Source organism: Nocardioides sp. SYSU D00038 (assembly GCF_016924665.1).
Lineage (GTDB): Bacteria > Actinomycetota > Actinomycetes > Propionibacteriales > Nocardioidaceae > Nocardioides.
In genome coordinates this window covers 206,296-225,126 of sequence record NZ_JAFFJT010000014.1, presented here as the reverse complement: position 1 = coordinate 225,126, position 18,831 = coordinate 206,296, and the positions used below count along the sequence as shown (strand labels likewise).

The 18,831-nt window shown below is 72.4% G+C and carries 20 protein-coding genes; 10 read left to right on the top strand and 10 right to left on the bottom strand.

Annotation, left to right across the window (positions count from 1 at the left end; all coding sequences use genetic code 11):
* Window positions 1-10 precede the first annotated feature (10 nt).
* The 4 genes from JT721_RS08025 to JT721_RS08010 are packed head-to-tail and all read right to left on the bottom strand — an operon-like array spanning window position 11 to window position 3,483.
* Window positions 11-1,078, bottom strand: a complete 1,068-nt coding sequence (locus tag JT721_RS08025; protein ID WP_205472426.1) for a nitronate monooxygenase family protein — start codon at window positions 1,076-1,078, stop codon at window positions 11-13.
* Entirely contained in the window at window positions 1,071-1,829 is a 759-nt protein-coding gene (locus JT721_RS08020; protein WP_205472425.1) for a CoA-transferase subunit beta, read from the bottom strand. The genes JT721_RS08025 and JT721_RS08020 overlap by 8 nt, the downstream gene beginning before the upstream one ends.
* Window positions 1,826-2,731, bottom strand: a complete 906-nt coding sequence (locus JT721_RS08015) for a CoA transferase subunit A (RefSeq protein WP_205472424.1) — start codon at window positions 2,729-2,731, stop codon at window positions 1,826-1,828. The genes JT721_RS08020 and JT721_RS08015 overlap by 4 nt, the downstream gene beginning before the upstream one ends.
* Window positions 2,728-3,483: an enoyl-CoA hydratase family protein gene (locus tag JT721_RS08010; protein ID WP_205472423.1), complete on the bottom strand. Its 756-nt coding sequence runs from the start codon at window positions 3,481-3,483 to the stop codon at window positions 2,728-2,730. The genes JT721_RS08015 and JT721_RS08010 overlap by 4 nt, the downstream gene beginning before the upstream one ends.
* Before the next feature lie 38 nt (window positions 3,484-3,521).
* On the opposite strand from JT721_RS08010, the gene JT721_RS08005 reads away from it, so the two are divergent.
* Genes JT721_RS08005 through JT721_RS07995 form a run of 3 tightly spaced genes read left to right on the top strand, consistent with a single transcriptional unit; the run spans window position 3,522 to window position 6,399 of the window.
* On the top strand, window positions 3,522-4,268 hold the full coding sequence (locus tag JT721_RS08005; protein WP_205472422.1) for an SDR family oxidoreductase: 747 nt from the start codon (window positions 3,522-3,524) through the stop codon (window positions 4,266-4,268).
* Between the two features lie 42 nt (window positions 4,269-4,310).
* A complete protein-coding gene (locus tag JT721_RS08000; RefSeq protein WP_205472421.1) occupies window positions 4,311-5,192 on the top strand; it encodes an SDR family oxidoreductase in 882 nt (293 codons plus the stop codon).
* 19 nt (window positions 5,193-5,211) lie between these two features.
* Window positions 5,212-6,399 carry a serine hydrolase gene (locus JT721_RS07995; protein WP_205472420.1) on the top strand — a complete coding sequence of 396 codons (1,188 nt, stop codon included), beginning with the start codon at window positions 5,212-5,214 and terminating at the stop codon, window positions 6,397-6,399.
* A gap of 9 nt (window positions 6,400-6,408) precedes the next feature.
* On the opposite strand, the gene JT721_RS07990 is transcribed toward JT721_RS07995, so the two are convergent.
* The gene (locus JT721_RS07990; protein ID WP_205472419.1) at window positions 6,409-7,572 is read right to left on the bottom strand and encodes a steroid 3-ketoacyl-CoA thiolase; all 1,164 of its coding nucleotides are present in this window, start codon (window positions 7,570-7,572) and stop codon (window positions 6,409-6,411) included.
* Between the two features lie 110 nt (window positions 7,573-7,682).
* Between JT721_RS07990 and JT721_RS07985 the strand changes: the two genes are divergently transcribed.
* Entirely contained in the window at window positions 7,683-8,921 is a 1,239-nt protein-coding gene (locus tag JT721_RS07985; RefSeq protein WP_205472418.1) for a cytochrome P450, read from the top strand.
* Between the two features lie 96 nt (window positions 8,922-9,017).
* The gene (locus JT721_RS07980; protein ID WP_205472417.1) at window positions 9,018-9,584 is read left to right on the top strand and encodes a TerD family protein; all 567 of its coding nucleotides are present in this window, start codon (window positions 9,018-9,020) and stop codon (window positions 9,582-9,584) included.
* A gap of 35 nt (window positions 9,585-9,619) precedes the next feature.
* Here JT721_RS07980 and map read toward each other — a convergent pair whose 3' ends face one another.
* On the bottom strand, window positions 9,620-10,387 hold the full coding sequence (gene map / locus JT721_RS07975; protein WP_205472416.1) for a type I methionyl aminopeptidase: 768 nt from the start codon (window positions 10,385-10,387) through the stop codon (window positions 9,620-9,622).
* A 92-nt stretch (window positions 10,388-10,479) separates the two neighbouring features.
* Here map and JT721_RS07970 point away from each other — a divergent pair, with 92 nt between their 5' ends.
* The 3 genes from JT721_RS07970 to JT721_RS07960 are packed head-to-tail and all read left to right on the top strand — an operon-like array spanning window position 10,480 to window position 12,469.
* Window positions 10,480-11,079 carry a ClpP family protease gene (locus JT721_RS07970; RefSeq protein ID WP_205472415.1) on the top strand — a complete coding sequence of 200 codons (600 nt, stop codon included), beginning with the start codon at window positions 10,480-10,482 and terminating at the stop codon, window positions 11,077-11,079.
* Window positions 11,076-11,690: a ClpP family protease gene (locus JT721_RS07965; protein WP_205472414.1), complete on the top strand. Its 615-nt coding sequence runs from the start codon at window positions 11,076-11,078 to the stop codon at window positions 11,688-11,690. Before JT721_RS07970 ends, JT721_RS07965 begins: the two co-directional genes overlap by 4 nt.
* A complete protein-coding gene (locus tag JT721_RS07960) occupies window positions 11,687-12,469 on the top strand; it encodes a maleylpyruvate isomerase family mycothiol-dependent enzyme (protein WP_205472413.1) in 783 nt (260 codons plus the stop codon). The genes JT721_RS07965 and JT721_RS07960 overlap by 4 nt, the downstream gene beginning before the upstream one ends.
* A gap of 3 nt (window positions 12,470-12,472) precedes the next feature.
* On the opposite strand, the gene JT721_RS07955 is transcribed toward JT721_RS07960, so the two are convergent.
* The 4 genes from JT721_RS07955 to JT721_RS07940 all read right to left on the bottom strand — a co-directional run bounded on the left by JT721_RS07955 (window position 12,473) and on the right by JT721_RS07940 (window position 16,087).
* Complete coding sequence (locus JT721_RS07955) at window positions 12,473-12,790, bottom strand: helix-turn-helix domain-containing protein (protein WP_205472412.1); 318 nt, start codon at window positions 12,788-12,790, stop codon at window positions 12,473-12,475.
* Window positions 12,791-12,872: 82 nt separating this feature from the next.
* The gene (locus JT721_RS07950) at window positions 12,873-14,036 is read right to left on the bottom strand and encodes a thiolase domain-containing protein (RefSeq protein WP_205472411.1); all 1,164 of its coding nucleotides are present in this window, start codon (window positions 14,034-14,036) and stop codon (window positions 12,873-12,875) included.
* Window positions 14,036-15,103 carry a thiolase domain-containing protein gene (locus JT721_RS07945; RefSeq protein ID WP_205472410.1) on the bottom strand — a complete coding sequence of 356 codons (1,068 nt, stop codon included), beginning with the start codon at window positions 15,101-15,103 and terminating at the stop codon, window positions 14,036-14,038. Before JT721_RS07945 ends, JT721_RS07950 begins: the two co-directional genes overlap by 1 nt.
* Window positions 15,104-15,130: 27 nt before the next feature.
* Complete coding sequence (locus JT721_RS07940; RefSeq protein ID WP_205472409.1) at window positions 15,131-16,087, bottom strand: Zn-ribbon domain-containing OB-fold protein; 957 nt, start codon at window positions 16,085-16,087, stop codon at window positions 15,131-15,133.
* Between the two features lie 59 nt (window positions 16,088-16,146).
* Between JT721_RS07940 and JT721_RS07935 the strand changes: the two genes are divergently transcribed.
* Window positions 16,147-17,190 (top strand): LLM class F420-dependent oxidoreductase, encoded by a 1,044-nt coding sequence (locus JT721_RS07935; protein WP_205472408.1) that lies wholly within the window; start codon window positions 16,147-16,149, stop codon window positions 17,188-17,190.
* 49 nt (window positions 17,191-17,239) lie between these two features.
* Window positions 17,240-18,829: a fatty-acid--CoA ligase FadD8 gene (fadD8, locus tag JT721_RS07930; RefSeq protein ID WP_205472407.1), complete on the top strand. Its 1,590-nt coding sequence runs from the start codon at window positions 17,240-17,242 to the stop codon at window positions 18,827-18,829.
* The last annotated feature ends 2 nt before the right edge of the window (window positions 18,830-18,831 follow it).

Below are 18,831 nucleotides of genomic sequence, written 5' to 3'. Positions count from 1 at the left end.
GCGGCTCGCCTCAGCCGACGTACGACGCCGCCCGCCGCAGCTCGGCGACGGCCTGGTCGACGACCCGGTCGACGAGCTCCTCGCACGACGGCAGGTCGTCGAGCACGCCCACCACCTGGCCGGAGGCCAGCACGCCGGCGTTCGTGTCGCCCTCGACCAGCCCGGCGCGCAGCATCATCGGGGTGTTGGCGGCCAGCACCATCTGCGCCCAGGACCGGTCGCCGCCGTGCTTCATCGCGCGGCCGTCGGCGGCGAGCCGGCGCCACGACATCCCGCTCATCCGCTTGAAGGCGAGGGTCCGGCGCACGGTGGGGCCGAGTCGCCGCACGGCGCTGGTCTCCTCCAGCTCCCGGACCAGCGCGGTGCGCAGCATCCGGTGCGGCATGCCGTCGACCTTGTCGGTGACGACCGTGCCGTCGAGGCCGTGCTCGAGGTAGAGCTGCTTGACCGGGTCGGGCACGGCACTGTCGCGGGTGAGCAGGAACCGGGTGCCCATGCCGATGCCGGCGGCGCCGTAGGACAGCGCGGCGGCGAGGCCGCGGCCGTCGAAGAACCCGCCCGCGGCGATCACCGGGATGTCGACGGCGTCGAGCACGGTGGGCAGCAGCAGCGTGGTCGGCACCGGGCCGGTGTGGCCGCCGCCCTCGCCGCCCTGGATCATCACCGCGTCCGCGCCCCAGCCGGCGACCTTGACGGCGTGCTTGGGCGCCCCGACCGAGGGCACGACCACGACGTCGTGCTCCTTGAGCATCGCGATCAGCTCCGGCTTGGGGGCCAGGGCGAACGACGCCACCCTGACGCCGTGGTCGACCAGCAGCCGGCAGCGGTCGGCGGCGTCGCCGGCGTCGGCGCGCAGGTTGACGCCGAACGGCTGGTCGGTGCGACCCTTGACCTCGACGATCGCGGCCTCGAGCTCGGCGATCGTCATCGTGGCGCTGGCCAGGATGCCGAGGCCTCCGGCGTTGGCGGTGCCGCTCACCAGGCGGGGCCCGGCGACCCAGCCCATGCCGGTCTGCACGACCGGGTGCCGGACGCCGACCAGGTCGGTCAGCGGCGTGCGCAGCAGCTGCTCACGCATCGGGGACCTCGCGGTGCCGCAGCGAGCGCGGGTCGAGCACCTCGCGGATGATCACCAGCTCCTCCACGGTCGGCTCGCGGGTGGTCGGCACCTCGCCCTCGACGGCCAGCTGGAAGCCGGTCGCCTCCTGCACCTCGGCGACGGTGACCCCGGGATGCACGCTGCGCAGCCGCACCGTGTCGTCGGGTCCGCCGAGGTCGAGCACGGCGAGGTTGGTGACGATCCGGTGGATGTCGTTGAACCGGGCGGCTGCCGCCCCGGCCTCGCGGGCCCGACGGGGGCCGACGCCGGAGACGACGTCGACGCGCTCGACGAAGACCCGGGTCGAGTGCTTGGGCACCCAGTAGGACGTGCGGTTGTTGACGGTGTTGCCGGGCGCCCCGCGCGAGCCGAGCAGCTGGCGCCTGGGCTGGGCGAACGGGCCGATCGCCGAGATGTTCTGGTTGCCGTCGCGGTCGACCTGGGTGGCGCCCATCATCACGTGCCGCGGCCCGTTGGCCACGACGTCGAAGACCTTGCGGAACGGGATCCAGCCCTCGACCACGTCGGCCTTGGCGAACAGCGGCGGCACCCCGGCGAGGAACAGCGACTCGCCGTCGGAGATCACCAGCTCGGGGTTGGTGGTCAGCTTGGCCAGCCGGACGCCGAGCGTGGGGAGCATCCCCATCGGGCTGGCGAAGATCTCGCCGTCGTCGCGGAACGCGTCGGCGATCGCGGCGGCGCAGACGTCGGCGCGGGTCGGCTCGCTCACTTCTGCTCCTCCTCGTGGAAGGCCCGGACCGCGGCCTGGTAGGCGTCCTCGTCGCCGGCCAGGAACCGCTGCTCGAACTCCGCCCACTCGTCGTCGCTGCCCGAGGCCGCCGCGACGTAGGCCTTCTGGAAGGCCTCGTCGCGCTCGTAGTCGGGGGTGCAGGTGGTGAAGTGCGCGCCGTGGGGCGTCTCGACCACACCCGTGACCAGCATCCGGCTGAGCAGCAGCCGCTGAACGGGGGTGTCGACGGTGAGCCCGGCGGTGTCGACCACCTGCTCGACGCTGACGTAGACCTCGTCGGCCGCCATCGCGAACAGGTCGTCGAAGTAGGGGTCGGGGCCGAGGTAGGTCGCGTTGCCGTGGGGGTCGGCACGGTTGAGGTGCACCAGCGCGGCGTCCAGCCGCAGGGCCGGCACGGCCACCAGCTCCTCGTGGCCGTGGCCCTCGTCGTAGGGGCTGGTGACCGTGGCCAGCCACGGGTTGTTGACCAGCACGTCGGAGCCGAGCCCGGCTCGGGCGGGCAGGAACGGCAGCCGCTGGGCCGCGGCCCGCAGTCCGGTCTGGAACATCCCCTCGTCGAGCTCGACGATCTCCGGGATGGTGCCGGCCTGGCGGGCCCGCTGGAAGTTGGGTTCGAGGGGGATCGAGTCGAGCGAGACGAACGCGTAGACCAGCTTGCGGACCTTGCCGGCCCGCACCAGGAGGCCGACGTCGGCGCCGCCCCAGCTGACCAGCGTCAGGTCGGTGAGGTCGGAGCGCAGCATCGCGCGCACCAGCGCCATCGGCTTGCGCCGGGGACCCCAGCCCCCGATACCGATCGTCATCCCGCTGCGCAGCCGCGAGACCACGTCGTCGATGCTCATCCGCTTGTCGCGGGGTCCCCGGTGAGTCGCGGAGGTCATCGCTTGCCCTTCTCGGTGCCGGCGAAGGTGTCGCGCAGCTCGTCGCTGACGCCCATCAGGTTGAGCTCGTAGGTGAAGCCCTGCTCAAACCGGTAGCTCTTGTTGACGTCGACGGGGTCGATGCCGTTGAGCGCGGCCTTGGCGGCGCGGATCACCCGGGTGTCGTGGGCGGCGATGTCGGTGGCGACGGCCAGCGCCGCGTCGTCGAGCCGGTCGCGCGGCACCACCTCGAGCACCGAGCCGAACTGCACGAGGTCGGCCGCCCTGATGGTGCGGGCGGTGAAGTAGAGGGTGCGCATCATGTGCTGGGGCACCAGCCGGGCCATGTGGGTCGCGGCCCCGAGGGCGCCCTGCTTGACCTCGGGGACGCCGAAGTAGGCGTCCTCGCTGGCCACCACGCAGTCGGCGTTGCCGACCAGCCCCACACCGCCGCCGAGGCAGAAGCCGTGCACCGCGGCCACCACGGGCACCGTGCACTCGTAGACCGCCTTGAACGCCGCGTAGCAGCCCCGGTTGGCGCCGAGGAGCGCGTCGAAGCCCGGGGTGTGCTGCATCTCCTTGATGTCGACGCCGGCGTTGAAGCCCCGGCCCTCGGCCCGCAGCACCACCACCCGGGTGTCGGGATCGGCGCTCGCCGCGTCGAGCGTGCGGGCCAGGTCGAACCAGCCCTCCACGGTGAGTGCGTTGACCGGTGGCGCGTCCATGGTGACGACCCGGACGCCGTCGGGACGCAGCTCGGAGGAGGTGCCCATGAGTGCCAACCTAACATTTGCTTGGTAGGCTGCGCAGCATGCCTCTCGCCCTCGACCTGACCGGCCGGGTGGCCCTCGTGACCGGGGGCGCCAAGGGCCTGGGCCGGGGCGTGACCGAGGCGCTCGTGGCCGCCGGCGCCACCGTGGTGACCTGCTCGCGCTCGGCCGCCGAGCCGGTGCCCGGCACCACCCACCTGCTCTGCGACGTGCGCGACCCCGAGGCCGTCTCGGCGCTCGTGGCCACCGTGGTCGGCGAGCACACCCGGCTCGACGTGCTGGTCAACAACGCCGGCGGCGCCCCGAGCGCCGAGGCCGCGACCGCCTCGCCGCGCTTCCACGAGAAGATCGTCGGGCTCAACCTGCTCAGCCCCCTGCTGGTCTCCCAGGCCGCCAACGCGGTCATGCAGGGCCAGGCCGGCGGTGGCTCGATCGTCAACATCTCCTCCATCTCCGCCTCGCGCCCCGCGCCCACCATCGCGGCCTACGCTGCCGCCAAGGCCGGGCTCGACTCGCTCACCCGGTCGCTGGCGATGGAGTGGGGGCCGCGGGTGCGGGTCAACGCCATCGACGTCGGCCTTTGCCGCACCGAGCACACCGACGACCACTACGGCGGCGACGAGTCGGTGGCCCGGATCGAGCGGACCATCCCGCTCGGCCGGATGGCCCGTGCCGAGGAGGTCGGCCACGTCGCGGCGTTCCTGGCGAGCGACCTGGCGTCGTACGTCTCGGGGGCCCGGGTGGCCTGCGACGGCGGCGGCGAGCCGCCGGTCTTCCTGCACATCTGACCTGCCCCTGCACCAGCCCACCCCCGACCCCGAGGAGCCACTGTGACCGGACTGCTGGACGGCCGCGTCGCCATCGTCACCGGAGCCGGCCGCGGCATCGGCCGCGCCCACGCCCTCGAGCTGGCCCGCCACGGCGCGGCCGTGCTCGTCAACGACTACGGCGTCTCGCTCGCCGGCGAGGGCACCGGCGAGTCGCCCGCCGACGAGGTGGTCGCCGAGATCCGCGCGGCGGGCGGCCGGGCTGCCGCCAACGGTGCCGACGTCGCCGACTTCGAGCAGGCCGCGGCCATGGTGCAGCAGGCGATCGAGGAGTGGGGCGGGCTCGACGTGCTGGTCAACAACGCCGGCTTCGTGCGCGACCGGATGCTGGTCAACACCTCCGAGGAGGAGTGGGACGCCGTGGTCCGGGTGCACCTCAAGGGCCACTTCGCCCCGCTGCGCCACGCGGGCGCCTACTGGCGGGCCGAGGCCAAGGCCGGTCGCCAGCGCGCGGCCCGGGTGGTCAACACCTCCTCCGGCGCGGGGCTGCAGGGCTCGGTGGGCCAGGCGACGTACTCGGCGGCCAAGGCGGGCATCGCCGGGCTCACGCTCGTCGCCGCCCAGGAGCTGGGCCGCTACGGCGTGACCGTCAACGCCATCGCCCCGGTGGCGCGCACCCGGATGACCGAGGGCGCCTTCGACACCTCGCAGATGGCGCTGCCCGAGGACAACTCCCCGGTCGTGGCGTGGCTGGCCTCGGAGGAGGCCGGCGACGTGACCGGCCGGGTGATCGAGATCGACGGCGGCAAGGTCACCGTCGAGAACGGCTGGTCCCACGGACCCGCGCGCGACCTCGGCCGTCGGTGGGAGGCGGCCGAGGTCGGGCCGGCCCTGCGCGACCTGCTCGCCGAGGCGCCGACCCCGGAGCCGGTCTACGGCGCCTGACGCCGGTACCTTGGGCAGCGTGACGAGCCCCTCCGCCCGCCGCCTCGCCGGGGCCACCGGCCTCCTGCTCGCGCTCGGCCTGTTCGCCGCCTGCAGCGACGACCCGCCCGCGGCCGACCTCGACGCGAGCGAGTCGCCCTCGGCCACCGACGACCCGTCGGCGTCGGCAGACCCGTCGGGCGGCGCCTCACCCACCGGCGAGTGGCCACGCGCGGAACCGGAGGACCTCGGGTTCGACGCCGGCCGGCTGGACGAGGTCGCCGACGAGGCCAACCGGTTCGGCTCGTCCTGCTTCGTGGTCACCCGCAAGGGCTCGGTCGTGGGGGAGTGGAACTGGGACGACGGCGACGTGCTGGGCTCCGACCCGCGCGACGTCTACTCCGTCACCAAGACCGTCGCCGGCATCCTGGTCGGCATCGCGCAGGCCGACGGCGACCTCGACATCTCCGACCCGGTCTCCGACTACGTCAGCGAGTGGCGCGGCACCGACTCCGCCGAGGTCACGATCCGCGACCTGCTCACCAACACCAGCGGCCGGTTCTGGACGCCCAAGAGCGACTACGAGGACCTGTTCGCCGCCCCCGACCGCACCCGCTACGCCGTCGGGCTCGGCCAGGCCACCGAGCCCGGCGAGGAGTGGATCTACAACAACGCCGCCATCCAGGTCCTCGACCGGGTGCTGCGCGAGGCCACCGGCGAGGACCCTGCCGACTTCGCCCGCAAGCGGCTGTTCGCACCCCTGGGCATGCTCGACACCGAGCTCAGCCACGACGACAGCGGCCGGTCGACGAACCTGTTCTTCGGCATGACCAGCACCTGCCTCGACCTGGCCCGACTCGGCCAGCTCTACGCCGACGGCGGGTCCTGGTACGGCGAGCAGGTCGTGCCCCGGTCGTGGGTGACCGCCTCGACCCGCCAGTCCGCCCCCCGCCTCAACGCCGGCTACGGCTACCTGTGGTGGCTCAACCGCAAGGGCCCGTTGGTCGGGGCCTCCGGCACCGTCGAGGCGACCGACGAGCAGCTCGCTCCCGACTCGCCCGAGCGGTTCTTCGCGATGCTCGGCCTCGGCGGGCAGGTGGTGATGGTCGACCCGCGGACGCACACGGTCGTGGTGCGCCTGGGCGACCCGGGGCCGCCGCCGCAGTACTCCATGCGGCACGCCGCACCGGCGCTCACCTACGCGCTGACCGAGCCGGGTGCCGGCTGAGGTCGGGCCTCAGATGCGCTCGAGCACCGTGCCGGTCGCCATCGCGCCGCCGGCGCACATCGAGATCAGGGCCGAGGCCTGGTCGCGGCGCTCGAGCTCGTGCAGGGCGGTGGTGATCAGGCGGGTGCCGGTCGAGCCGACCGGGTGACCGATGGCGATCGCGCCGCCGTTGACGTTCACCCGGTCGAGGTCCACCCGGTGCTGACCGGCCCAGGAGAGCACCACCGAGGCGAAGGCCTCGTTGACCTCGAACAGGTCGAAGTCGTCGATGGTGCGGCCGGTGCGCTCAAGGATCCGGCGGGTCGCGTCGATGGGCCCGTCGAGGTGGTAGTAGGGGTCGGAGCCGACCAGCGTGTGCGCGGCGATCCGGGCCCGCGGGGTGAGCCCGAGCGAGCGGGCGCGGTCCTCGTCCATGATCAGCACCGCCGAGGCGCCGTCGGAGATCTGCGAGGAGGTGCCGGCGGTGTGCAGGCCGTCGGGCAGCACCGCCTTGAGCTGGGCCAGCCCCTCGAGCGTGGTGTCGCGCAGGCCCTGGTCGGTGTCGACCACCCGGGTCTCACCGGTGGGCTGGCCGTCCTCGCCGAGCACCGGCGCGGTGACGGCGGCGATCTCGCGCTTGAACCGGCCCTCGTCGACGGCCACCCTCGCCTTCTGCTGCGAGGCCAGGCCGAAGGCCTCGAGGTCTGCGCGGGTCAGGCCCCGGTTGCGGGCGATCCGGTCGGCGGCCTCGAACTGGTTCGGCATGTCGATGTCCCAGTCGTCGGGGCGCGGGTCGCCCGAGCCCGGGGGGACGTTGGCGCCGAGCGGGATGCGCGACATCGACTCGACCCCGCAGGCGATGCCGACCTCGATGCTGCCGGCGGCGACCATGTCGTGCACGAGGTGCGCGGCCTGCTGGCCCGAGCCGCACTGGGCGTCGACGACCGTGGCGCCGGTGTGCTGGGGGAGCCCGGCGTGCAGCCAGGCGCGGCGCACCATCCCGTTGGACTGCTCTCCGGCCTGGGTCACGCAGCCGCCGACCACCTGCTCCACCAGCGCCGGGTCGACAGCGGCGCGGCGCAGCACCTCGGTCTGCACGAAGCCGAGCAGCGTGGCCGGGTGGACCCCGGCGAGCCAGCCGTTGCGCTTGCCGAGGGGGGTGCGGACGGCGTCGACGATCACGGGGTTGCCCATGACGCAAAACTAGAACACGTTCTCGCTGGCGACAACCTTCCAATACCTACCGTGAGTATGTAACCTCTCTCACTAGAACGTGTTCCAGTCTTCGCGAGGGAGAGCAGCCAGTGACGCAGACCGACCTGATCCCGGACGGGTTCGACTTCACCGATCCCTTCGTCAACGAGGTCGCGATCCCTCACGACGAGTTCCGGGCGCTGCGCCGCAGCGAGCCGGTGAAGTGGATCGAGCAGGCACCCGGCAGCTACGACGGCATGGCGGAGGAGTGCGGTCCCGGCTACTTCGCGGTGACCAAGCACGCCGACGTCGCCGCGATCTCCAAGAACTCCAAGGACTGGTCGACCTACGAGAACGGCGCGATCATCCGGTTCTCCGAGGGGATGACGCGCGAGCAGGTCGAGCTCCAGCGGATGATCCTGATCAACCAGGACCCGCCCGAGCACACCCACACCCGGGGCATCATCTCCCGCGGGTTCACCCCCCGAGCGATCAACGCGCTCGAGGAGGTGATGACCCTGCGGGCCCAGGAGATCGTCAAGGCTGCCGTCGCCCGCGGCCGGGGCAACTTCGTCGAGGACGTCGCCGCCGAGCTGCCGCTGCAGGCGATCGCCGAGCTGATCGGCATCCCGCAGGAGGACCGGCACAAGATCTTCGACTGGTCCAACCAGATGCTCGCCTCCGACGACCCCGAGATCGAGGGCGAGCCCGACGTGGCCGCCGCCGAGCTGCTGGGCTACTCGATGGTGATGTCGGCCGACCGCCAGGCCAACCCGCGCGACGACATCGTCAGCAAGCTCGTCCACGCCGACAAGGACGGTCGCGGCCTCACCGACGACGAGTTCGGCTACTTCGTGATCCTGCTCGCGGTGGCCGGCAACGAGACCACCCGCAACGCGATCAGCCACGGGATGAACGCCTTCCTCGACAATCCCGACCAGTGGGAGCTGTGGAAGAAGGAGCGCCCGGCGACCATGGTCGACGAGGTCGTCCGCTGGGCCACCCCGGTGAGCGTCTTCCAGCGCACCGCGCTGACCGACACCGAGGTCGGCGGGGTGCCGGTGCGCAAGGGGCAGCGGGTCGCGCTCTGGTACGCCAGCGCGAACTTCGACGAGGACGTCTTCGAGGACCCGTTCCGCTTCGACATCACCCGCGACCACAACCCCCACGTGGGCTTCGGCGGGCACGGCGCCCACTACTGCGTGGGCGCCAACCTGGCCCGCCAGGAGATCCGGCTGATCTTCGAGGCCCTCGCCGAGCACGCCCCCGACATCGCCAAGGCCGGCGACCCCCGCCGGCTGCGGCACTCCTGGATCAACGGCATCAAGGAGCTCCAGGTCACCTACTGACCCGCCGTCGTCGCTGACCCGCACCCGGCGCGCGGGTCCGTCGACCCGGGCGGGGGTAGGTTCGGCCTCGCGACGCACGACGACGGGAGGGCCGCGATGACCGAGCTGGTGGTGGGGCAGGAGCTGGCGCTGGAGGCCGGGGGCCGGGCGCTGACCCGGGTGCGGATGGGCGTGGGCTGGGACAAGTCCCGCACCGCCGGCTTCATCGGCACCGGGGCCCCCGAGATCGACCTCGACGCCTCGGCGGTCCAGTTCTCCGGCGGCGCGCTGTTCGACCTCGCGTTCTTCAACCACCTCGCGACCCGCGACGGGTCCGTCGTCCACCAGGGCGACAACCGCAGCGGCTCCGGCGAGGGCGACGACGAGGTGGTGGTCATCGACCTCGACCGCGTGCACGGGCCCGTCGACGTCATCTTCATGATGGTGAGCAGCTTCCAGGGACATGGCTTGGAGTGGGTCCACAACGCCTACTGCCGGGTCGTCGACGACGAGACCGACGAGGAGCTGGCCCGCTACACCCTCTCCCTCGGCGTGCCGGAGACCGGGCTGGTGCTCTGCAAGCTCGTGCGCGCCGGTGCCGGCTGGACGATCGAGGCCATCGGCGAGGGGATCGCGGCCACCGACCCCACCCAGGCCGTGTCGAAGCTGGCCCGCTTCCTCTGAGCCTCCCCAGCCGACCGGCGTCGGCCTGGCCAGGCTCAGTCGCGGGCGGTGAGCACCAGCGGTCCGTCGGCGGTGATCGCCACCGTGTGCTCCATGTGCGCGCCGCGCGAGCCGTCGGCGCTGCGCAGGGTCCAGCCGTCGGGGTCGGTGAAGATCTCGTCGGTGGTGTGCAGGAACCACGGCTCGATCGCGATGACCAGGCCCGGGCGGAGCTTGAGCCCGCGACCCGGGCGGCCGTCGTTGGAGATGTGCGGGTCGCCGTGCATGGTGCGCCCCACCCCGTGCCCGCCGAACTGGAGGTTGACCGACAGCCCCGCCTCGCGCGCGACGGCACCGATCGCGGCCGAGATGTCGCCCACCCGGTTGCCGGGGCGGGCCTGGGCGATCGCGGCGTCGAGGGCGCGGGCCGTGGTGTCGATCAGCCGCAGGTCCTCCTCGCGCGGGGTGCCGACGACGACGCTGAGCGCCGAGTCGGCCACCCAGCCGTCGACGCTGGCGGCGAAGTCGACCGAGAGCAGGTCGCCGTCGCGCAGCGTGTAGTCGTGGGGCAGCCCGTGCAGCACCGCGTCGTTGACCGACGTGCACAGCACCTTGCCGAACGGCATCGCGCCGAACGACGGGTGGTAGTCGATGTAGCACGACTCCGCGCCGCGCTCCTTGATCATCCGGTGCGCCAGGGCGTCGAGGTCGAGCAGGTTCACGCCGACGTCCGCGGCCTCGCCCAGGGCAGTGATCACCTCGGCCACGAAGCGACCCGCGGGTCGCATCTGCTCGATCTGGGCCGGCGTCCTGAGCTCGATCATGGGAGCAGCCTAGGCAGTGGTTCCGCCGACAGCAGAACCGCCCACGGCAGATCCGCTGGTCCGGCGGGCGAGGCCCGCTGCACGCTGGAGGCATGACCCAGACAGCACACCTCTCCGCGGCCGACCGGCTGCTCCACCAGCGCATCCTCGTGCTGGGGCAGGAGGTCGACGACGAGATCGCGAACCGGCTCTGCGCCGAGCTCCTGCTCCTGTCGGCCGAGGACCCCCACCGCGACATCAGCCTCTACATCAACTCGCCCGGTGGCTCGGTCAGCGCCGGGCTGGCCATCTACGACACCATGCAGCTGATCCCCAACGACGTGAGCACGCTGGCGATGGGGCTGGCCGCGAGCATGGGCCAGTTCCTCCTGACGGCGGGCACGCCCGGCAAGCGGTTCGCCCTGCCCCACGCGCGGGTGCTGCTCCACCAGGGCTCGGCCGGCATCGGCGGGACCGCCATCGACATCGAGATCCAGGCCGAGAACCTCGAGCACGTCAAGGACGTGATGATGCGGCTCACGGCCCACCACACCGGGCAGCCGGTCGAGAAGGTGGAGCGCGACGCCCTGCGCGACAAGTGGTTCACCGCCGAGGAGGCCCGCGACTACGGCTTCGTCGACGCGGTGATCAGCGACGTGGCGTCGGTGACGCCGGCCCGGGTGGGCGCGGCGTTCGAGACGGTGGCCCGATGAGCACCTACACGATCCCCAGCGTCGTGGAGAAGACCGTGCGCGGCGAGCGGGCGGTCGACATCTACAGCCGGCTGCTCACCGACCGGATCGTCTACATCGGCACCGAGATCGACGACGGCGTCGCCAACGTCGTGATCGCCCAGCTCCTGCACCTGGAGTCGGAGAACCCCGAGGGCCACATCAACCTCTACCTCAACTCACCCGGCGGCTCGGTGACGGCGATGCTCGCGATCTACGACACCCTGCAGTTCATCCGGCCCACGGTCGGCACCACCTGCATCGGGCAGGCGGGGTCGTCGGCGGCCGTGCTGCTGGCGGCGGGCGAGCCGGGTAGCCGGATGGTGCTGCCGCACTCGCGGGTGGTGCTCCACCAGCCGTCGGGTGGTGGGCAGGGCACGCTGCCCGACCTGGCCCTGCAGGCGAAGGAGATCGTCCGCCTGCGGGCGCAGATGGAGGAGATCCTGGTGCGGCACACCGGGCAGCCCGTCGAGCGGCTCCGCGCCGACACCGACCGCGACCTGGTGCTCGACGCCGCGCAGGCGGTGGCCTACGGCGTCGCGGACGGCGTGCTCGACTCGCGCAAGACACCGGCTGCCATGATCGGGGCGTGACCGACCTCGCCTCCCGCACCGTCTCCGCCCTGCGCACCCACCACGACGCGCTCACCGACCTGGTGCAGCAGCTCTCCGACGACCAGCTCGCTGCGCCGTCGGGTGCCGAGGACTGGACGCTCGCCGACGTGCTCTCCCACCTGGGCAGCCAGGCCGAGATCATGCTCCCGCGGCTCGCCGCCGCCGTGGCCGGCGAGGAGCCGGGGGAGGCCGACAACCAGGCCGTCTGGGACCGCTGGGACGCCGCCTCGCCGCGCGAGCAGGCCGAGGGGTTCGTCGAGCACGACCAGCGCTACGTCGAGGCGGTCGAGGTGCTCACCGCCGAGCAGGTCGCCTCGGTCCAGGTCGACCTCGGCTTCCTGCCCCAGCCGGTGCCGGTCATCGTGCCGCTCGGCATGCGGCTCAACGAGGTCGCCCAGCACGCCTGGGACGTCCGGGTGGGGCTCGACCCCGACGCCGAGGTCGACGACGCGGCGGCGGTGGCGGTGCTCGACCACCTCGCCGGCCCGCTGGCGTTCCTGCTCGGCTTCACCGCCAAGCCCGACCGGCTGGCGACGTCCGCGGTGGTCGGGGCCGGCACCCACAGCATCGCGATCGTCGACGAGACGGTGTCGGTGCGTCCCGGCACCGACGCGGCGACCGCCACCTTCTTCGGCCGTCCGGGGGCGTTGGTGCGTCTCATCGGCGGTCGGCTCGGGCCCGAGCGCACGCCGGCCGACGTGCGGGTCGAGGGGCAGGTCACGCTCGACGACCTGCGCGCGGTGTTCCCCGGCTTCTGAGCCTCAGGCGGCCAGGCAGACCGGGCCGGAGACCCCGGTCGAGAGCCGCCGGGCCACCCGGCCGGTGAGGTCGACCAGGCGCAGCCCGAGCGCTCCTCCGACCGCCTCGAGGATCTCCGAGCTGGGCTCCTTCAGCCCGCGCTCGACCTCGGAGAGGTACTGGGTCGAGACCCCGGCCCGCTCGGCGACGTCGGCCAGCGTCCGCTCCGCGTCGTGCCGCGCCTCCCGCAGCTCGCGACCCACCGCCTCGCGCCACAGCGGCTCCGGCTCGGCCGGGGGGCGGTCGGACAACGGCCGGGGGAATGCGACGAGGTCACCCATGACCCGACGATAGGTCCTGCCACCCCACCGCGTCCCGGCCCCGACCGGGTGTTCACCCTGGGCGAACGCGTGCCCCCGCGGCTCAGCTGGAGGGCTTCTCGGACCCCACGACCCACATGGCGAAGAACTGGGAGCCGCCGCCGTAGGCGTGGCCGAGCGCCTTGCGGGCGCCGTCGACCTGGTGCTCGCCGGCGGCGCCCCGGACCTGGAGGGCGGCCTCGCCGAAGCGGAGCATGCCGGAGGCGCCGATGGGGTTCGACGACAGCACGCCGCCGGAGCAGTTCACCGGGATCCGGCCGTCCATCGCGGTGGCGCCCGACTCGGTCAGCCGCCACCCGTCGCCCTCGGCCGCGAAGCCCAGCGACTCCAGCCACATCGGCTCGAACCACGAGAACGGCACGTAGATCTCGGCGGCGTCGATCTCGTCGATCGGGCTGGTGATGCCGGCCTGCTTCCACAGCGCGGCCGCGGCGTCGCGGGAGGCCTGCGGGTTGACCTGGTCGCGCTCGGCGGCGGTGGTGGCCTCCGAGCGCATCACGGTGCCGTGGATCCACGCCGGGTTGGGCGAGGCGGCCGCGGTGTCCTCGTCGACGATCACCAGCGCGCACGCACCGTCGCTTGACGGGCAGGTCTCGTCGTAGCGGATCGGGTCCCACAGCATCTGCGAGGCGAGCACCGACTCGACGGTGGTGCCTTCGTTGTGCAGGTGGGCGTAGGGGTTCTTCAGTGCGTTGTTGCGGTCCTTGGCGGCCACGATCGCGCCCACGTGGGTGGGTGCGTTCGAACGCCGGATGTAGGACCGCACGTGGGGGGCGAAGTAGCCGCCGGCGCCCGCGTGGACGGGCATGTTGAACGGCAGCGGCACCGAGAGCGCCCACATCGCGTTCGACTCCGACTGCTTTTCGTAGGCCACGGTCAGCACCCGCTTGTGCACGCCGGCCTGCACCAGCGACGAGGCGACGATCGCGGTCGAGCCGCCCACCGACCCGGCGGTGTGGACGCGCAGCAGCGGCTTGCCGGCCGCGCCGAGCGCCTCGGCGAGGAACAGCTCGGGCATCATCACGCCCTCGAACAGGTCCGGCGCCTTGCCGACGACGATCGCGTCGATGTCGTCGAGCCCCATCCCGGCATCGGCGAGCGCGCGGTCGATCGCCTCCCGGCACAGGCCGGCCATGGAGACGTCGGTGCGCTTGGCCTTGTGGTGCGTCTGGCCGACGCCGACGATCGCGGCGGGTTGCTTGCCCATCAGTTCGCTGCCCCTTCGACATCGGCGGCCATCGTGCACACGAGGTTCTGCTGGAGCGCCGGCCCGCTGGTCGCGTGGCCGAGCACCTTGCCCGCCTCGCCGGACCAGATCCGGCTGGCGGCCTCACCCACGCGGATCCCGCCGCCGGAGAACATCGGGTTGCTCGTGAGCGCCCCGCCCGAGGGGTTGATCGTCACGTCGTCGGCCAGCCCGAGCTCGCGGCGCAGGATCAGCTCCTGGTGGCTGAACGGCGCGTGCAGCTCGGCCACCTCCACCCCGCCCAGGTCGAGGGCGGCGCCGGCGCGCTGGGCCGAGGGCGAGCGGGTGAGGTCGCGGGTGCCCATGCCCATCGGGTCGATGTAGTGGCTGATGCCGGTGATCCAGGCCGGTCGGTCGCGCACCTCCCGAGCGCGGTCGCCGGCCGCCAGCACGAGCGCCGCGGCGCCGTCGGTGACGGGGGAGCAGTCGTGCTTGCGCAGCGGGTCGGCGTAGACCGGGCGCGCCAGCAGCTCGGCCACCGACGAGCCGCCCTTGCGGATCGACCACTCGTTCTTCTCCGCGTCGGTGAGCGATCGGTTGGCCACCTCGGCCATCGCCGTCTCGTCCCACAGCCCGGCGTCGATGCCGGCCCGGGCCTGCAGCCCGGCCAGCGACACGGTGTCGGGCCACAGCGGCGTCATGGTGTAGGGCTCGAGCTGCAGGGCGAGGGTGCGGCGCAGCACGCCGGCCGAGCTCTTGCCGAAGGCGTAGACCAGCGCGGTGTCGACCTCGCCGGTCTGGATCTTCAGCCAGGCTTCGTACATCGCCCAGGCGAGGTCCATCTCCACGTGCGACTCGTTGACCGGCGGGATCACCCCGATCGCGTCGACGGCCTGCACGAAGGAGAACGACCGCCCGGCGAGGTAGTCGGAGGAGCCGGAGCACCAGAACCCCACGTCCCGGCGCGTCCAGCCGGTCTGCTCGTAGCACTCGGCGAACAGCGGCACGAGGAGCTCCACGCAGGTCGGGGACCCGTCGAACTCCGGCATCTGTCGCTGGGCGAACCCCACGACGGCGACGTCACGCATGCGTTGCCTCTCTCACGCTCGTCCTGATCACAGGTGCTGCTTGTAGGTGTCGTAGTCGGCGTCCGGCTCGCCGGTGGGTGCGAAGTGGTCGATGTTCTCGAGCGAGAACGCCCACTCCTCCCGCGGCTTCCAGACCGCCTTGACCCGCATGCCCATCCGGACCTCCTCGGCAGGGATGCCCAGGATCAGGTGGAGCACCGCGATGTCGGCGCCGTCGAGGAGCACGTACGCCGAGACGTACGGCGGGGTGATCTTCTGGCCCAGGAACGGCACGTTGACGATGCAGAACGTTGTGACGGTGCCGGTCTGGGAGAGCTCGACCTCCTCGGCGGTCGGCGTGCCGTCGGCGGGGCAGGCGCTGCGCGGCGGGATGTAGACCTTCTGGCAGGCGGGGCAGCGCTGGCCGACGATCCGGCCCTCGTTGAGCCCGCGGTAGAACGCCGACTCCTCCGGCGAGGCGGCGTAGTTGTAGTCGAGGGCGACGGGCGTGACCACGCCGGTCACCGGCTCGTCGGTGCCGGGTGCCGTCGTCGCCACCCCGTCGCCGCCGGGGTCGGGCTCGAACGCCGCGATGTCGGTGATCGCACCCTGCCGCTCCTCGGCCCAGCGCACCCGCACCCGCATGCCGGTCGACATCTCCTCGGGGGAGGAGACGTCGACGGCGTGCAGGAGCGGGCGGGTGGCGCCGTCGAGGGTCACCAGCGCGAAGGCGAACGGCCGGTCGAGCGGCTGCCCCTTCACCGGCTCGGGGACCCAGGTCCACGACGTGACCGTGCCGACCGGGGCGACCTCCACGAAGTCCGACGTGGCCTGGTGCGTGACCGGGTCGAACTCGAGCGGGGGGACGACGACCTCTCCCTCGGAGGTCCGGCCGGCGACGAGCACCCCGTCGCGCAACCCGGTCAGGAAGCGGCCGAGGACCGGTCCCGTCGACCTGGTGTAGTCGAACGCTACGGTGACCGGTGCCGACAGTGTGCGTGCCATGGACCCGAAACTAGAACACGTTCTACAGTTCGGGCAAGCACCGACGAAGGAGACGGACGATGAAGCTGGGACTGCAGCTGGGCTACTGGGGCGCGCAGCCCCCCGCCGGGGTGGGCGAGCTGGTGGCCGCGGCCGAGGAGGCCGGCTTCGACGCGGTCTTCACCGCCGAGGCCTGGGGGAGCGACGCGTTCACCCCGCTGGCGTGGTGGGGTCGCGAGACCAGCCGGATCCGCCTCGGCACCTCGATCGTCCAGATGTCGGGCCGCGCCCCGACCTCGATCGCCATGCACGCGCTCACCCTCGACCACCTCAGCGGCGGCCGGGTCGTGCTCGGCATGGGCGTCAGCGGCCCGCAGGTCGTCGAGGGCTGGTACGGCCAGCCGTTCGCCAAGCCGCTGGCCCGCACCCGTGAGGTCGTCGACATCATCCGCCAGGTGCTGGCCCGCGAGGCGCCGGTGACCAACGCCGGGCCCCACCACCCGCTGCCCTACGCCGGGGAGGGGTCGGTCGGGCTGGGCAAGCCGCTCAAGCCGATCGTGCACCCGCTGCGCGCCGACATCCCGATCTGGCTGGGGGCGGAGGGCCCCAAGAACGTCGCGCAGACCGCCGAGATCGCCGACGGCTGGATCCCGATCTTCTACACGCCGCGCTCGGCCGGGATGTACCAGCCCTGGCTCGACGAGGGCTTCGCCCGCCCGGGAGCGCGCCGGACCCGCGCCGACTTCGAGATCGCCGCGACCTGCCACCTCCAGGTGGTGGCCGACGGCGCCGAGAAGCAGGCGGTGCTCGACTCGATGAAGCCGTTCGTGGCGCTCTACATGGGTGGGATGGGGGCCAAGGAGGCCAACTTCCACAACCAGGTCTTCCAGCGGATGGGCTACGAGGAGCTGGCCGCGGAGGTGCAGAAGCTCTACCTCGACGGCGAGAAGGACCGCGCCACGGCGCTGATCCCCGACGAGCTGGTCGACGACATGCACATCGTCGGCACCGAGGGGGAGGTCCGAGAGCGAGTCGCGCAGTGGGAGGAGACCGGCGTGACCACCCTGATGCTGTCGCTGCGCTCGCCCGAGGAGATCCGGCGGATCGCCGCGCTGCTGGCCTGAGCCGTGCCGGACCGTGACAGGAACTGGAACACGTTCTAGTCTCGCCCCCATGAGTGACGACCTGCGCACCGGCACCCACAACGGCAACCTGATGGTGGCCGCCCTCAAGCGGCACCGCGACAAGCCGGTGATGCACCTCGGCGGCACCACGCTCACCGGCGGCGAGGTGGCCGAGCAGATGAGCCGCTACGTCCAGGCCTTCGAGTCCCTCGGCGCCGGCTCCGGCACGGCGGGCGCGCTGCTGGCGCTCAACCGGCCCGAGGTGCTGTTCATCCTCGGCGCCGGGCAGACGCAGGGCTACCGGCGCACCTCCCTGCACCCGCTCGGCTCGGCCGACGACCACGCCTACGTCATCAACGACGCCGAGATCACCACGCTGGTGATCGACCCCTACTTCACCGAGCGCGCCCTCGAGCTGCTCGAGAAGTGCCCGGGCCTGACCCAGGTGCTGACGATCGGGCCGGTGCCCGAGGCCCTCGCGCACGTCGGCACCGACCTGGTCGCGGCCGCGGCGACGTTCGAGCCGCAGGAGCTCGTGGCCGCCACGCTGCCCCCCGACCACGTCGTGTCGATCACCTACACCGGCGGCACCACCGGCAAGCCCAAGGGCGTGATCGGCCTGTCGCAGACGATGGCGACGATGACCCAGATCCAGCTCGCCGAGTGGGAGTGGCCGGAGAACCCGCGGTTCCTCATGTGCACCCCGCTGTCGCACGCCGGCGCGGCGTTCTTCGTGCCGACGGTGATCAAGGGCGGTTCGCTGCACGTCCTGTCGCGCTTCGACCCCGCGGAGGTGCTGCGCACCATCGAGGAGGAGAAGATCACCGCCACCATGCTGGTGCCCTCGATGCTCTACGCGCTGATGGACCACCCCGACAGCCGCACCCGCGACCTGTCCTCGCTCGAGACCGTCTACTACGGCGCCTCGGCGATCAACCCGGTGCGGCTCAAGGAGGCCATCGAGCGGTTCGGCCCGATCTTCGCCCAGTACTACGGTCAGTCCGAGGCCCCGATGGTGATCACCTACCTGTCCCGGGCCGACCACGACCCGGTCGGCCACCCCGAGCGCCTCGCGTCGTGCGGCCGGCCGTCGGCGTTCATCCGGGCGGCGCTGCTCGGCGAGGACGGCGAGCCGGTGCCGACCGGCGAGCCGGGCGAGATCTGCGTCTCCGGGCCGCTGCTGGCCGGCGGCTACTGGAAGCTCCCCGACGAGACCGCCGAGACCTTCCGCGACGGCTGGATGCACACCGGCGACGTCGCGCGCGAGGACGAGGACGGCTTCTGGTACATCGTCGACCGCACCAAGGACATGATCGTCACCGGCGGCTTCAACGTGTTCCCGCGCGAGGTCGAGGACGTCGTCGCCGAGCACCCCGCGATCGCGCAGGTCGGCGTGATCGGCACGCCGGACGAGAAGTGGGGCGAGGCGGTCACCGCGATCGTCGTGCTGCGCGAGGGTCACGAGCTCAACGACGACGTGGTGGCCGAGATCCAGCAGATGGTCAAGGAGCGCAAGGGGTCGGTGCAGGCGCCCAAGCAGGTGATAGCCACCGACGCGCTGCCGCTCACCGGTCTCGGCAAGCCCGACAAGAAGGCGCTGCGGGCGCAGTACTGGACCGGCGACCGGGCGGTCGGCTGAGG

Bases quoted from the DNA above. Each gene is read 5' to 3' on its own strand.
- JT721_RS08025 (WP_205472426.1), bottom strand. From the start codon at position 1,078: ATGCGTGAGCAGCTGCTGCGCACGCCGCTGACCGACCTGGTCGGCGTC.
- JT721_RS08015 (WP_205472424.1), bottom strand. From the start codon at position 2,731: ATGACCTCCGCGACTCACCGGGGACCCCGCGACAAGCGGATGAGCATC.
- JT721_RS08010 (WP_205472423.1), bottom strand. From the start codon at position 3,483: ATGGGCACCTCCTCCGAGCTGCGTCCCGACGGCGTCCGGGTCGTCACC.
- JT721_RS08005 (WP_205472422.1), top strand. From the start codon at position 3,522: ATGCCTCTCGCCCTCGACCTGACCGGCCGGGTGGCCCTCGTGACCGGG.
- JT721_RS07990 (WP_205472419.1), bottom strand. From the start codon at position 7,572: ATGGGCAACCCCGTGATCGTCGACGCCGTCCGCACCCCCCTCGGCAAG.
- JT721_RS07980 (WP_205472417.1), top strand. From the start codon at position 9,018: ATGACCGAGCTGGTGGTGGGGCAGGAGCTGGCGCTGGAGGCCGGGGGC.
- map (WP_205472416.1), bottom strand. From the start codon at position 10,387: ATGATCGAGCTCAGGACGCCGGCCCAGATCGAGCAGATGCGACCCGCG.
- JT721_RS07970 (WP_205472415.1), top strand. From the start codon at position 10,480: ATGACCCAGACAGCACACCTCTCCGCGGCCGACCGGCTGCTCCACCAG.
- JT721_RS07965 (WP_205472414.1), top strand. From the start codon at position 11,076: ATGAGCACCTACACGATCCCCAGCGTCGTGGAGAAGACCGTGCGCGGC.
- JT721_RS07955 (WP_205472412.1), bottom strand. From the start codon at position 12,790: ATGGGTGACCTCGTCGCATTCCCCCGGCCGTTGTCCGACCGCCCCCCG.
- JT721_RS07950 (WP_205472411.1), bottom strand. From the start codon at position 14,036: ATGGGCAAGCAACCCGCCGCGATCGTCGGCGTCGGCCAGACGCACCAC.
- JT721_RS07945 (WP_205472410.1), bottom strand. From the start codon at position 15,103: ATGCGTGACGTCGCCGTCGTGGGGTTCGCCCAGCGACAGATGCCGGAG.
- JT721_RS07940 (WP_205472409.1), bottom strand. From the start codon at position 16,087: ATGGCACGCACACTGTCGGCACCGGTCACCGTAGCGTTCGACTACACC.
- JT721_RS07935 (WP_205472408.1), top strand. From the start codon at position 16,147: ATGAAGCTGGGACTGCAGCTGGGCTACTGGGGCGCGCAGCCCCCCGCC.
- fadD8 (WP_205472407.1), top strand. From the start codon at position 17,240: ATGAGTGACGACCTGCGCACCGGCACCCACAACGGCAACCTGATGGTG.